Below are 12,936 nucleotides of genomic sequence, written 5' to 3'. Positions count from 1 at the left end.
TCCCACTTATTGTTTTTGATATCCAATGGTTTGGTAGAAATGTTCCGCATAATTTTCACTAAGCGGAATGTGATTTTCTCCAATCTTAATTTTTTGGTTTCGAATGGATTCTACTTTTTTCAAAGAGACAATAAACGATTTATGAATCCGAAGAAAATCGGAAGAAGGAAGTTTCTCTTCGATTGACTTCATGGTCATTCGGCAAACCACTGGAAATTTCTGAGTTTTTAAATGAATCTTGATATAGTCTTTCAAGCCTTCAATATATAAAATATCATCCAGCATGATTTTCATTAATGAATAATCAGCATGGATAAAGATGTATTCTAATTTGGTGGTTTCATTTGCCTGGAGACCCGTTGATTTCTTACTCTTGTAGAAATCCAAAGCTTTGTTGGTTGCTTTTAAAAAGCGTTCAAATGAAATGGGTTTCAAAACGTAATCCACCACATCCAAATTAAAGCCTTCAATGGCATACTGTTGGTATGCCGTAACAAAGATGACCATGGGCTTTTGCGTCAAACCTTCCAAAAATTGTACGCCCGTAAGTCCTGGCATTTGAATATCCAAAAAGATCAAATCTACGGGAGATTTTTGCAGGTATTCCATAGCCTCAAAGGCATTTCGGCAACGAGCCTCTAATTTCAGAAATGGAATTTTAGCGATATTGTCTTCCAATAAATCCAATGCCAAACTCTCATCATCTACCGCAATACAACGCAAAACGGTGGAAGAAACTTCCGTAAATTTTTCGTTTGATTCCTCTTCTGACATATTTAAACGTGTTGAATTTCTAATTCAATTTGGTAGTATTCTCCGTCCTCTGTAATTTTTAATTGATGTTCGTTTGGATAAAGTAATTCCAATCTACGTTTTACATTCGTTAATCCAATACCCGAGCTGTCATCTTTTTTCTCACTAATTTGAGAACTCACTTTATTTTTAACGCCAAAATACAATTTTTCACGGTCATCTAATAAGGTAATCTCAATGATGGGATCCATGACCATTCCTACCCCATGTTTGAAAGCGTTTTCTACAAAGGGAATTAATAACATTGGTTCAATGGAATTAGGCGTATCAGCTAATTTATGATTGAATGTAATCTCGATGTCATTGCCAAAACGGATTTTTTGCAATTCAATGTAGTTTTCCAAATAAACCATTTCTTTGCTTATCGCCACCTTAGCATCCGTAGTTTCATAAATCATATACCGCATTAACTCCGATAATTTGATCACGACGGACTCCACCATTTCTGGTTTTCTTCTTGACAATGAAACTATACTATTCAATACATTGAACATGAAATGAGGGCTAATCTGTGATCTTAAAAAAGATAATTCAGATTTTAAACGCTCGTTTTCTTCTTCTTTTTGAATTTCTTTTTCTTTTAAATTGTCCGACAAGAATCGATAAGAAACGCCAATAGCAATGATGAATAATAATTGGAAAATGGTACCCATGAACGGTCCACGTCTAAATCCACCTCCTCGTCCTTTGACATGATCTGAAATAATAATGAACTCTTGCAATTCATAATAAACCCAGATCATACCCGGTATGGCAATCGAAAGTAAAATCAAGTAAAGGACAATTCCCTTTTTCTTTAAAATTTTTGGAATTAAAATTTCAGTATTTAAATAGAAAAATGGGATATTACTGAATGCAAAGGCAACAAAAAAGTAAGTCCAAGAATTATAACGTTGTAATGCCTGAGGATCAGTGGTATTAGGACTCGGCCGCATCCAATAAGGCAAGGCCAAGAAACATGCCCAGAATATGACATGCAGTAAAATGGGTTTAAATCTAAAAATTTTATTTGGCATCGTTTTTAGGGTACATGGAATCCAAATTAACTTAATAATTCTTATATTTCTCATAAATTTTCTACCATATTCCCAATTGTGCCGATGAAGTTGGCAATTGATTTTTCGGTAGAATGAAAAATTAAACCAAAGATTACCCAAACCTACATTTAAAAAAATGAAAAAACTTTTCCTCCTACTGTTAATGCCTTGTGTATCATGGGCTCAACAGGAGATTCCTCTCAATGACCTACGGGCATTTGATCAACCAAGTACCAATTGGACCATCGAGCAAGCGGTAAAGGCGAATTATACCGATACATCCTTTCAAGTTAGTTCGGGTAAAGGGATCTTAGTTAATACCTTAAGAAATGGCAAATACAAACGTTCAGATGACTTAAAGTTTAAGTTAAACCATGGAGATATTCGCTTGATTCTCGATTTTATGTTGCCCAAAGGTGCCAATTCAGGTATTTACTTACAGGGTCGATATGAAGTTCAATTGTTGGATTCTTATGGAAAAAAACAACGCATGAAATTTGGCGATTGTGGAGGTATTTATGAAAGATGGGATGATGCTAGAGGGAAAGGAAACGAAGGCTATGAAGGTTATGCTCCGCGACAAAATGCTTGTAAAGCGCCCGGACTTTGGCAAACCATTGAAATCGATTTTCAAGCTCCTCGCTTTGATGCCAGTGGCAAAAAAATCAAAAATGCCATTTTTAAGAAAGTAATTTTGAATGGCATTTTAGTGCAAGAAAACATTGAAGTATCCGGAATGACTCGTGGAGCTCTGTTTGACAAAGAAGCAGCTATGGGCCCAATCACCATCCAAGGAGACCATGGTCCTATCGCCTTTAAAAACTTACGGTATGAAACATACGAAAAGCCAACCATTAGTTTGGGCGACATGAATTATACCTATTATGAAGGAGCATTCACCAATTTGCAAGCAAATAATGCAAGTCCTTTGTTAAAGGGTAAAGCCACAGAAATTAACGGAAAGACCATCAAAGTTCAAAAGGACTTTTTGTTAGTGTATGAAGGAGAATTGAATGTTCCAGAATCTGATTCTTATGAATTTATTACTCATTGGACAGGAAAAGGTCGATTGGAAGTAGATGGTCAAGTACTTAATCAAGGCGATTATTGGTATTCAGATCGCGTCACTCATTCCAAAGAATTAAGTGCAGGAAAGCACCAATTTAAGTTAAGTTTTAGTAAAGATTTCTCTTGGGGAAATAGAGCTTTGGGCTTATTTGTAAAACGAATTGGTTCTCACCTAGTGGCATTGCACGCTCGCACCTCCTTACCTGACCCAGAAGCCGTTGGTCTAATTGAAGTTAAGGCCGATGCTGAACCTGTTTATCAGCGTTCTTTTGCATTCCATCAAGGTGTAAAAAAGACCCATGTTATTCATGTAGGAGATCCTTCTGGAGTACATTATTCTTATGATTTAAATCAAGGTGCTGTCCTGCAAATGTGGCGAGGGAAATTCCTTAATGCTACCCAAATGTGGGAGAACAGAGGAGAGCCTCAAACATCCGAGCCATTGGGCTTAAATCAGGTGATGGACGGTAAATTCCCATTGGTAGTAAGTGGTCAAGCTCAGCCAGATTCTGTCAATTCTGGTCAATGGATGTATAAAGGATACCGAATTCAACATGGTCGCCCCGTTTATATGTACCAATGGAATAATGTTATGTTAGAAGATCATTTGGTCCCTAATTCAGCTGGAACAGGATGGACAAGAACTCTCAATTGGAAAACCGCTCAGGGAGCGAATCCATCCATTGATTTGGTCTTAGGAACTAGTTCATCTGTAGTGAAAGTACAATCGGGTTTGATTAGTCTTGATGGAAACCAATATTTCGTTCAATGGAATGGAGGACCTGAGTCTATTCAAAGTCTCGCTAATGGGAAACAACAAGTTCGTATTCCGGTAACAGGAAACAGTATTTCATATCAAGTGATTTGGTAAACCTTAATTTAACATGAAACATACAGTTAGCATCTTATTTTTATTCATTTCGTGTTTTGCTTGGGCTCAAAATCCTACAGCAAAAACAGAAAAGGATTTTTATGAAATTAAAACCTTACCCATTCCTCAAGATATTTACTTAGAAATTGGAGGTATAGCGACCATGCCAGATGGTCGATTAGGAGTAAGTACCCGTCGTGGTGAAATTTGGATCATCGAGAACCCATATCAAAAAGAAAGCCATCAAACCTATTACAGGCGATTTGCCAGTGGAATGCATGAAATATTGGGTTTGGCTTATAAAGATGGGGCATTTTATTGTTCTCAACGAGGAGAATTAACTAAAGTAACCGATACAGATCGAGATGGAGTAGCAGATCGCTATGAACCCATTTATCAATTCCAACTTTCAGGAAACTACCACGAATACACGTATGGGCCGGTTTTCGATAAAAATGGGGATATGTTGGTAACGCTGAATTTAGCCTGGGTTGGATTTGGAGAAGGGAAGTTTGCCAAATGGAGAGGTTGGTTGGTGAAGATTAGTCCAGATGGGAAATTAGAGCCTTTGGCAGCAGGATTACGCTCTCCAGCAGGCTATAGTATCAACCAAGATGGAGATATTTTTTATGGAGAGAATCAGGGCGACTGGGTAGGGTCAGGTCGAGTAACTCATTTAGCCAAAGGAGATTTTGCAGGAAATCCAGGCGGTTTAAAATGGGCTAAAGAACCCAATAGTCCTTTTAAATTGACTTTAGAGGAAATCCCAGATAATGGTTCCCCTATGTTTGAAGCGGCTAAAAAAGTAAAAAACCTAAAGCTTCCGGCAGTTTGGTTTCCGCATGCTATCATGGGTATTTCAACTTCGGATATATTACAAGATACCACTAGTGGGAAATTTAGCCCATTTCCAGGGCAATATTTTGTGGCTGACCAAGGACAATCCAAAGTAATGCGTATGGGTTTAGAAAAAGTAAATGGAGTTTATCAAGGTTTTTGTATCAATTACCGGGAAGGATTTCAGTCTGGTATTTTAAGAGAACGTTTTGGATTGGATGGAAGTATGTTTGTTGGAATGACTTCCAGAGGTTGGGGCTCAACAGGAAAAGATAATTTTGGCTTGCAGCGTTTGGTTTGGAATGGATTAACTCCTTTTGAAATTAACATGATAGAAGCTCGTCCAGATGGTTTTGAAATTAGCTTTACACAAGCGGTAGATGTGAATTCGGTAAAGAAAGCAGCATCTTATGCCCTACGATCTTATATCTACAAATACCATCACCAATATGGTAGTCCTATCATCGATGTGAAAGATTTAACGATAAAAGGTATTGTTGTTTCTTCCGACAAAAAGAAAGTTCGTATCGTATTGGATCAAGTGCGTCAATATTTCATCCACGAGTTTAAACTAGCAGGTATCAAAAATGAGGCAGGGGATTTATTATTGCATGAAACAGCCTATTATACCCTAAACCAAATTCCATCAGGTGAAAAAGTAGCATTAAATGCAAACACAAGTCCTATTATAGAAAAAGTGCTTGTTGAGAAAAAAGTAGCCAAAGTAGAAAATGCCAAGGCGACTACTGTTATTTCCGACAATGAGGCTATGGCCTTGTTGAAGAAACATACTTGCGTAGCTTGCCATGCCAGAGAAGAGAAATTAATTGGACCTTCCTTTACCGATATTTCCAAACGTAAGTATAGTGATAAGCAGATTTTGGCATTAGTCTACAAGCCTAATCCTAAAAACTGGCCAGACTTTGCTACGGAAATGGCGCCAATGTCGCATGTTCCAGCCAAAGATGTACTCAAAATAGCGTCTTGGATTAATGGCCTAACGCAGAAGAAAGCCAACGATGCCCTGATTAATAGAGATTAAAGCATAAAAAAAGTCTCCTTGAAAAAGGAGACTTTTTTGTTTGAGATAAAACAAGCTTTAAGCTTTTGGTTTCACTGAACCTGAAATCATTAAAATGATTTGGGAAGTAGAGCCATTGTTTATCACAGTAATCGTTTTACTAAAGTTTCCTGGTCTTCCTGTTGAATTGTAAGACGCAGTTACTTTTCCCGTTTTGCCAGGCATAATAGGTTCTCTTGTCCAATCTGGAGTTGTACATCCACAAGAAGGCTGAACATTTGAAATGACTACAGGGGCATTACCCGTGTTTGTGAATTCAAAGCTATAAGTTGCTTGAACTCCTTCGGCAATAGTACCGAAATCGTGCTTTTCTTTTTTGAATTTAAGAGCTCCTTGGGCGTTGGATTGAAATGCAAAACCTACTAGCAAAGCCAAAATACCAATTAATTTTTTCATGCTTTTTCGTTTGAAATTTTTCAATGTATGTAGAGCAAAGCTATAACAAAGCAAAGATTCAGCAAAAGAATTCCCTTATTTTTTATCGAAGAATTGAATGACATCTTATTTGGCTCACGATTATTTTATCGTATTTTTACCTCGTAAATTTTAACAAATCTCCTTTGATTCTACCAAAGCCAACCCAGTTTTCACGTGTTGAGATTGAATTCAATCCAGACAAAGTGTTGGAAGATTACCGTTTGGCAGTCATCAGCAGGCAATGTAGCCTACTCGTTCGAAAAGAAGTTTTTTCTGGTCGCGCTAAATTTGGTATCTATGGAGATGGTAAAGAATTATGTCAAATTGCCCTAGCGCGTTCCATGCGACTAGGTGATTATATTTCAGGTTATTATCGGGATCAAACCATTGGTGTGGCGATTGGGGATTTAACATGGCCTCAATATTTTGCTCAGCTTTATGGTCATCCTGATCGTCAATTTGATCCGCATTCGGCTGGTCGTCAGATGAATAATCACCATGCTACACGTTGGTTGGATGAGAAAGGAGAATGGCTAGATCAAACGAATCAATACAATTCTGTTGCTGGAGTTTCATCTACGGCTATGCAAATCCCTCGTTCTTTAGGAATCGCATATGCCTCTAAAATGTACCAGTTTAGAGAGGATTTAGCGGAATTGAAAGAGAATTTTTCCAAAGATGGTAAGGAAGTTTGTTATACGACCATCGGAGATGCCTCTACTTCAGAAGGGATGTTTTTTGAATGTATTAATGCGGCAGGTGTATTGCAAATTCCTATCGTGTTTTCTGTTTGGGATGATGGATACGGTATATCTGTACCTATTGAATATCAAACGACGAAATCGTCTATATCTAAAGTTTTAGCTGGTTTTCAGCGGAATGAACAAGAAAAGGGACTGGAGATTATCCAAGTGAAAGCATGGGATTATCCTGGTTTGATACAAGCATATCAAAAAGCGGCCCGTTTAGCCCGTGAAGAATTTGTGCCTTGCCTGGTACATGTAATTGAATGTACTCAGCCTCAAGGTCACTCTGCTTCAGGTTCACATGAACGTTATAAGTCAGCTGAACGATTAGCCTGGGAGCATGAAGTGGACTGTAATGTATTGTTTCGCCAATGGGTTCTGGATCAAGGTTTTGCTAGTGAAGAAACCTTAAAATCAATAGAAGAAGCCGCGGTTTTAGAAGCTAGAAAGTATCAGAAAGAAGCTTTTGCGGCCTACATGGCTTCTATAGAGCCAGATAAAAAAGCCTTTTTACGAGTAGCTCAAAATTTGATGGAATCCACCAATGAAGGGAGTTTATTATCCCCGATTTTGGATGAATTAAAACAGCTGCCTTATCCTATTTTCAGTGATTTAGTCCGTGCTGGAAGAAAAACCTTGAGAGCATTTCGTGTCTACCAAGGACCAGCCGTTAAATTGTTAAGGAAATGGCTAAGTGAATTGGAAGAAAGAAATCGTAGGAGATTTAGTTCTCACCAGATTAGTGAATCGGCACATTCTCCCTTGCTTGTCAATGCTGTGAAACCCATTTATAAAAAAGAGGCGACATTCGTTGATGGCCGTGAGATTTTAAACAAAAGTTTCGCCCATTTTTTAGAAGACCCTCGTGTTTTTATTTTAGGTGAAGACGTAGGTAAAATAGGAGATGTTAATCAAACCCTAGCGGGGTTGCAAGAAGTCTTTGGCGATTTAAAAATTACGGATACTGGAATTCGCGAAATTAGCATTGTGGGGCAAGGAATAGGTGCTTCCATGAGAGGATTGAGGCCAATTGTTGAAATACAATATTTGGACTATATATTTTATCCATTCCCGATCTTATCGGATGATTTAGCTTGTTTACATTATCGCACAGCTGGAGGCCAAAAGGCCCCTATGATTTTACGTACTCGAGGTCATCGATTGGAAGGAATATGGCATTCTGGCAGCCCGATGGCTGTACTAATCAATGGATTGAGAGGCATACATTTTTGTGTACCTAGAAACATGACCCAAGCAGCGGGAATGTATAGAACACTTTTACAAGGGGATGATCCAGGTATTGTGGTAGAGTGCCTCAATGGGTATCGATTGAAGGAAGCCTTACCAGAAAATTTAGATGAAATTACTGTCCCATTGGGTATCCCAGAAGTATTACGCGAGGGGAATGATATTACGATTGTGACCTATGGTTCGATGTGTCGAATTGTGATGGAAGCTTCAGAAACCTTATCTACCATGGGTATTTCGGTCGAAGTGATTGACGTTCAAACCCTACTGCCCTTTGATCGAACACAAAGTATTGCCGCTTCGATTCAAAAGACACATCGGGTACTTTTTGCTGATGAAGATATGCCAGGAGGAACTACGGCTTACATGATGCAGGAAGTGTTGGATAAACAAGGGGCTTTTGCCTGGTTGGACACACCAGCTCGTTGTTTAGCTGCTCCACCACATCGCCCAGCTTACAGTTCAGATGGCGATTATTTCTCAAAACCCAATGTGGAGAATGTGGTAGATACGATATATGAAATGATGCGAGAGTCTGATCCAGGGCTTTTCCCAGCAATTTATTTCTAATGAAATCATCCCTAGCCCTTTATTTCCAAAACATTAAATCCGCTATTTCAAGTACGCGGAAGGGCTTGGCATTAACCTGGAAACATGCTTGGAATGCCAGAAAACAAAGAACGATTCAAAATGTCCAAAATCCGGATTATTTTAAATCGAATGACGGCGTTTTTACTTTACAATATCCCCACCAAGAAATACCAGCGCCCGTTAATGGACGATATCAATTGCACAATGAAATGGACGATTGTATTGTCTGTGATAAATGTGTCAAAGTTTGTCCTGTGGATTGCATTGAAATAGAACCCATCAAAGCCACTGGATTGGTTGGCTATACTTCCGACGGCTCCCCCATTCGTTTGTATGCAGCTAAATTCGATATTGATATGTCGAAGTGCTGTTTTTGTGGACTTTGTACCACGGTTTGTCCAACCGAATGTTTAACCATGACATCGGAATATGATTTCTCCGTATTTGATGTAAAGGAGCACAATTTTTCTTTTGCCAATTTAAGTCCTGAACAGGCGGCTGAAAAGAAACAGTTGTATGAGCAGTTTGTTGCAGAAAAAGAAGCAATGAAACAAGCAGCTAGTCAGGTAGAATCAAAGATTGAAGAAGTTAAACCTGTAGCTAAACCAGCCTTCAAACCTAGCTTTAAACCTAAAGCAGAAACGCAAAAGGAGGAGGCTCCTGAGGAAGTGAAACCTGTAGCTAAACCCGCTTTCAAGCCTAGCTTTAAGCCAAAAGCAGAAGTGCAAAAGGAGGAAGCTTCAGAGGAAGTGATATCTGTAGCTAAACCAGCCTTCAAACCTAGCTTTAAACCTAAAGCAGATACGCAAAAGGAGGAGGCTCCTGAGGAAGTTAAACCTGTATCTAAACCTGCTTTCAAGCCTAGCTTTAAACCCAAGGCAGAAACCCAAAAGGAGGAAGCTCCAGAGGAAGTTAAACCTGTAGCTAAACCTGCTTTCAAGCCTAGCTTTAAACCCAAGCCAGAAACCCAAAAGGAAGAAGCTTCAGATGAAGTAAAACCTGTAGCTAAACCAGCCTTCAAGCCTAGCTTTAAACCCAAGGCAGAAGCGCAAAAGGAGGAAGCTCCAGAGGAAGTCAAACCAGTAGCCAAACCCGCTTTCAAGCCTAGCTTTAAACCCAAAGCGGATACTCCAAAAGTAGATAATCCTTCTGAAGAGCCAAAGCCAGCAAAACCAGTGTTTAAACCAAGTTTCAAACCTAAGCCACCCACTTCAGAATCATGAATCCAATGATTGCAGCATTTTTGGTATTGGCTGGATTAACGTGTGCAAGTGCTTTGGCTATGGCATGGACTAAAAATCTGCTACATGCTGCTTTAGCTATGTTTTTGTGCATGTTGGGATTGGCAGGATTATATGTCATGGCCTACGCTGATGTCATGGCGGTGGCTCATTTACTGATTTATGTCGGTGGGGTGTTAATATTGATTCTTTTTGGAATCATGCTAACTCAAAATTCTAGGGCAGATCAATATGAAACTCACAATGATTTGTGGACCAAGCAATCAGGTCGTTTTTGGGCATTGTCCATCAGTCTTTCTGTATTTTTAGGAATCTTGTTCATTCTTAATCGATCCATGTCTTCTTTTGGTATGGTTTCCAACGAGATACAGCGATCTACCAAATTGACACATGTAGGTTTGGCATTGTTGACGGAATATTCCTTTGCATTTGAATTGGCCGGAGTTTTTCTTTTAATTGCCTTGGTTGGAGCCACTTATATTGCGAAACATCATGAATGATATTCCTTTAAGCTATTTTTTGATAGTCAGTGCCTTATTGTTTTCCATAGGTTTGAGTATAATGTTACTCAAACGTAATATGATATTTGTGTTGATGGGAATCGAGTTGATGCTGAATGCCGCCAACTTAAATTTAATTGCTTTTTCTCGTCAAGATGATCAAATACAAGGGCTGGTATTTTCCGTTTTTGTACTCGTCATCGGCGTTTGTGAAATGTCCGTCGCATTGGCCATTATTTTGCAAATTTATCGTCATTTCAAAAATATTGACTTGGGAGCGGAGAAATCGAGATTTTAATCCACCCAATTTTTGATTTGATTCTTGAGGCTTAGGGCTTTCATTTTACCTAGGACTTTTTCCAACTCCTCCATCGGAGCTTCATTGATTTGTTTAACGGTACCAAATTTTTTCAACAATTTTTGAGCCGTTAATTTTCCAATACCATCTAGCTCTTCCAATTGACTTACGATAAAATGCTTACTTCGTTTATTACGGTGGGCAGTTATGCCAAAACGGTGAGCCTCATCACGTAGTTGCTGAATGAGTTTCAGTGATTCCGATTTTTTATCAATGTACAAGGGAAGACTATCTTCTGGGAAATAAATTTCTTCCAACCTTTTAGCAATACCTATGATGGGAATTTGACCATATATTCCAATGGCTTTTAAGGCGTCACAAGCAGCACTTAACTGACCCTTTCCTCCATCGATGATTATGAGATCAGGAAGTTCCGCTTCTTCCTCTAATAAGCGTGAATATCTTCGACCGACTACTTCGGTCATAGTCGCAAAGTCATTGGGTCCTTCAACGGTTTTAGGAGTAAATAAGCGGTACTCTTTTTTAGCAGGTACGCCATGTAAAAAGCAGACCATGGCAGAGACTGGGTTGGTCCCTTGTAAGTTAGAGTTATCAAAGCATTCAATCCTTTGAGGTAATTTACTTAAATGCAAATCATTTTTAAGCGTTAATAAGATGCGCATTTTTCGATCCCCTCCACTTTCTTCGGCAGCTTTTCGGTCCGCTTTCTCTTTTCTGAAATACAAGACATTTTTCAAGGACATGTCGAGTAGTTTTCTTTTATCCCCCATCTGAGGTATCGTATTTTTAACACCTTGGAATTCAATAGCCATGGGGATATTGGATATGATTTCCTTGGCACTACTGTGGAATTCGTCTCTTTTTTCCCAGATCAGCATGGTCAAGACATCGGCTTCCTCTTCATTCAATTTTTTCTTCACTTCCCAAGTCTGGGATTGAGTAATCGTTCCATTGATAACTTTCATGAAATTGATGTAGGAAAGATGCTCATCTGAAACAATGGAAAATACATCCACATCATGAATGGCGGGATTGACCACAGTTGACTTTGCTTGAAAGTTTTCCAAGAGTTGCCACTTCTCTTTCCATTCTTGGGCTTGTTCGAAAGCAAGCTTTTCTGATGCAGCTTGCATTTTCTCCACAAAAAACTGTTTTGGTTTTTGGTAATGACCTTTGAGAATTTGAGTTATTTGCTCAATGTATTGCAAATAATCTTCTTCGCTTTGTAAATTCTCACAAGGACCTTTGCAGTTACCAATGTGGTATTCCAAACATACTTTAAACTTTCCATCATCGATGGAACTTTGTTTTAGTGCCAATGAGCAAGTTCTGATAGGAAATAGCTGATGCAACATTTCCAACAAGGCATTCATGGATTTGGGATTGGCAAAGGGGCCATAATAAGTTCCTGCCTTGTGATCAATTCTTCTAGCCGTCAATAGCCTAGGGAAACGTTCATTACTTACACAAATGAAAGGGTAGGTTTTGTCGTCCCGTAAGAGGATATTGTATTTAGGCTGAAACTGTTTAATGAGAGTATTTTCCAATAAAAGAGCATCAAATTCAGAGTGCACAATGGTGAATTCTAATTTGTTGATTTGTTGGACTAGCCTTCGTGTTTTGGTATCGTGGTTTTTGGGATTGACGAAATAGCTACTAATTCTATTTTTCAGGTTTTTAGCTTTTCCAATATAAATGATCGTATCGTTCGCATCAAAATACCGATACACACCGGGTTCTTCTGGAAGAGATGGCATTATACTTTTGGGGTCAAAGCTATTCATAGCTCAAATTTAATAAATTCATTTCGAATATCGTTTTTAGGATTTTTCTAAGAAAGTTTATTTTGATGCATATTTTTATTTGCTTTTTTAGTTTATTTTTTTGCTACAAAAGTTAAGGTAGGGGAGACTTTAAGTCATAATCATTAAATAATGTAAACTTAATACAGTCCTATTGTATCATTATAATATAATATATAGCCATTTTGGGCCATATATTGGCAAATGATATTTTACCGTTAAAAATTTGCATTTATTATTTGCAGATAAGTATTGAATTACACATATTTGGGAGTGCCCTACCTAGTAGGACAGTGTAGGACAGTTGAGTTCTTAGAAGAATTATATCTTAAGTAATAGTAAAAGTCGACAAGAGACGCGCTTAC

At 38.5% G+C, this 12,936-nt stretch carries 10 protein-coding genes; 6 read left to right on the top strand and 4 right to left on the bottom strand.

What is annotated here, in order from left to right:
* Nucleotides 1-6: 6 nt before the first annotated feature.
* Nucleotides 7-774, bottom strand: coding sequence for a LytR/AlgR family response regulator transcription factor (locus G9H60_RS04265; RefSeq protein WP_223142870.1), 768 nt, complete (start codon nucleotides 772-774; stop codon nucleotides 7-9).
* Between the two features lie 2 nt (nucleotides 775-776).
* Nucleotides 777-1,829 carry a sensor histidine kinase gene (locus G9H60_RS04260; protein WP_223142869.1) on the bottom strand — a complete coding sequence of 351 codons (1,053 nt, stop codon included), beginning with the start codon at nucleotides 1,827-1,829 and terminating at the stop codon, nucleotides 777-779.
* A 157-nt stretch (nucleotides 1,830-1,986) separates the two neighbouring features.
* Here G9H60_RS04260 and G9H60_RS04255 point away from each other — a divergent pair, with 157 nt between their 5' ends.
* A complete protein-coding gene (locus G9H60_RS04255) occupies nucleotides 1,987-3,789 on the top strand; it encodes a family 16 glycoside hydrolase (RefSeq protein ID WP_223142868.1) in 1,803 nt (600 codons plus the stop codon).
* A gap of 13 nt (nucleotides 3,790-3,802) precedes the next feature.
* Complete coding sequence (locus tag G9H60_RS04250; protein ID WP_223142867.1) at nucleotides 3,803-5,668, top strand: hypothetical protein; 1,866 nt, start codon at nucleotides 3,803-3,805, stop codon at nucleotides 5,666-5,668.
* A gap of 57 nt (nucleotides 5,669-5,725) precedes the next feature.
* On the opposite strand, the gene G9H60_RS04245 is transcribed toward G9H60_RS04250, so the two are convergent.
* Nucleotides 5,726-6,103: a DUF1573 domain-containing protein gene (locus G9H60_RS04245; protein WP_109322144.1), complete on the bottom strand. Its 378-nt coding sequence runs from the start codon at nucleotides 6,101-6,103 to the stop codon at nucleotides 5,726-5,728.
* Nucleotides 6,104-6,267: 164 nt separating this feature from the next.
* On the opposite strand from G9H60_RS04245, the gene G9H60_RS04240 reads away from it, so the two are divergent.
* Genes G9H60_RS04240 through nuoK form a run of 4 tightly spaced genes read left to right on the top strand, consistent with a single transcriptional unit; the run spans nucleotide 6,268 to nucleotide 10,748 of the window.
* Nucleotides 6,268-8,688: an alpha-ketoacid dehydrogenase subunit alpha/beta gene (locus G9H60_RS04240; protein ID WP_262899943.1), complete on the top strand. Its 2,421-nt coding sequence runs from the start codon at nucleotides 6,268-6,270 to the stop codon at nucleotides 8,686-8,688.
* Complete coding sequence (locus tag G9H60_RS04235; protein ID WP_223142866.1) at nucleotides 8,688-9,932, top strand: 4Fe-4S binding protein; 1,245 nt, start codon at nucleotides 8,688-8,690, stop codon at nucleotides 9,930-9,932. Before G9H60_RS04240 ends, G9H60_RS04235 begins: the two co-directional genes overlap by 1 nt.
* On the top strand, nucleotides 9,929-10,450 hold the full coding sequence (locus G9H60_RS04230; RefSeq protein ID WP_223142865.1) for an NADH-quinone oxidoreductase subunit J family protein: 522 nt from the start codon (nucleotides 9,929-9,931) through the stop codon (nucleotides 10,448-10,450). The genes G9H60_RS04235 and G9H60_RS04230 overlap by 4 nt, the downstream gene beginning before the upstream one ends.
* Nucleotides 10,443-10,748, top strand: coding sequence for an NADH-quinone oxidoreductase subunit NuoK (nuoK, locus tag G9H60_RS04225; RefSeq protein ID WP_262899942.1), 306 nt, complete (start codon nucleotides 10,443-10,445; stop codon nucleotides 10,746-10,748). Before G9H60_RS04230 ends, nuoK begins: the two co-directional genes overlap by 8 nt.
* On the opposite strand, the gene uvrC is transcribed toward nuoK, so the two are convergent.
* Complete coding sequence (uvrC, locus tag G9H60_RS04220) at nucleotides 10,745-12,553, bottom strand: excinuclease ABC subunit UvrC (RefSeq protein ID WP_223142864.1); 1,809 nt, start codon at nucleotides 12,551-12,553, stop codon at nucleotides 10,745-10,747. The two genes, nuoK and uvrC, sit on opposite strands and share 4 nt — an antisense overlap.
* Nucleotides 12,554-12,936: the final 383 nt, after the last annotated feature.

The organism is Aquirufa aurantiipilula, assembly GCF_019923745.1.
In the GTDB taxonomy this organism is placed as follows: Bacteria; Bacteroidota; Bacteroidia; order Cytophagales; family Spirosomataceae; genus Aquirufa; species Aquirufa aurantiipilula.
This window is presented reverse-complemented; position numbering and strand designations above follow the sequence as displayed.

What these genes read in the sequence shown, in the direction of transcription:
- G9H60_RS04250 (WP_223142867.1), top strand. Translation starts at nt 3,803, where the DNA reads ATGAAACATACAGTTAGCATCTTATTTTTATTCATTTCGTGTTTTGCT.
- G9H60_RS04260 (WP_223142869.1), bottom strand. Translation starts at nt 1,829, where the DNA reads ATGCCAAATAAAATTTTTAGATTTAAACCCATTTTACTGCATGTCATA.
- G9H60_RS04265 (WP_223142870.1), bottom strand. Translation starts at nt 774, where the DNA reads ATGTCAGAAGAGGAATCAAACGAAAAATTTACGGAAGTTTCTTCCACC.
- G9H60_RS04245 (WP_109322144.1), bottom strand. Translation starts at nt 6,103, where the DNA reads ATGAAAAAATTAATTGGTATTTTGGCTTTGCTAGTAGGTTTTGCATTT.
- nuoK (WP_262899942.1), top strand. Translation starts at nt 10,443, where the DNA reads ATGAATGATATTCCTTTAAGCTATTTTTTGATAGTCAGTGCCTTATTG.
- G9H60_RS04235 (WP_223142866.1), top strand. Translation starts at nt 8,688, where the DNA reads ATGAAATCATCCCTAGCCCTTTATTTCCAAAACATTAAATCCGCTATT.
- G9H60_RS04230 (WP_223142865.1), top strand. Translation starts at nt 9,929, where the DNA reads ATGAATCCAATGATTGCAGCATTTTTGGTATTGGCTGGATTAACGTGT.
- G9H60_RS04255 (WP_223142868.1), top strand. Translation starts at nt 1,987, where the DNA reads ATGAAAAAACTTTTCCTCCTACTGTTAATGCCTTGTGTATCATGGGCT.
- uvrC (WP_223142864.1), bottom strand. Translation starts at nt 12,553, where the DNA reads ATGAATAGCTTTGACCCCAAAAGTATAATGCCATCTCTTCCAGAAGAA.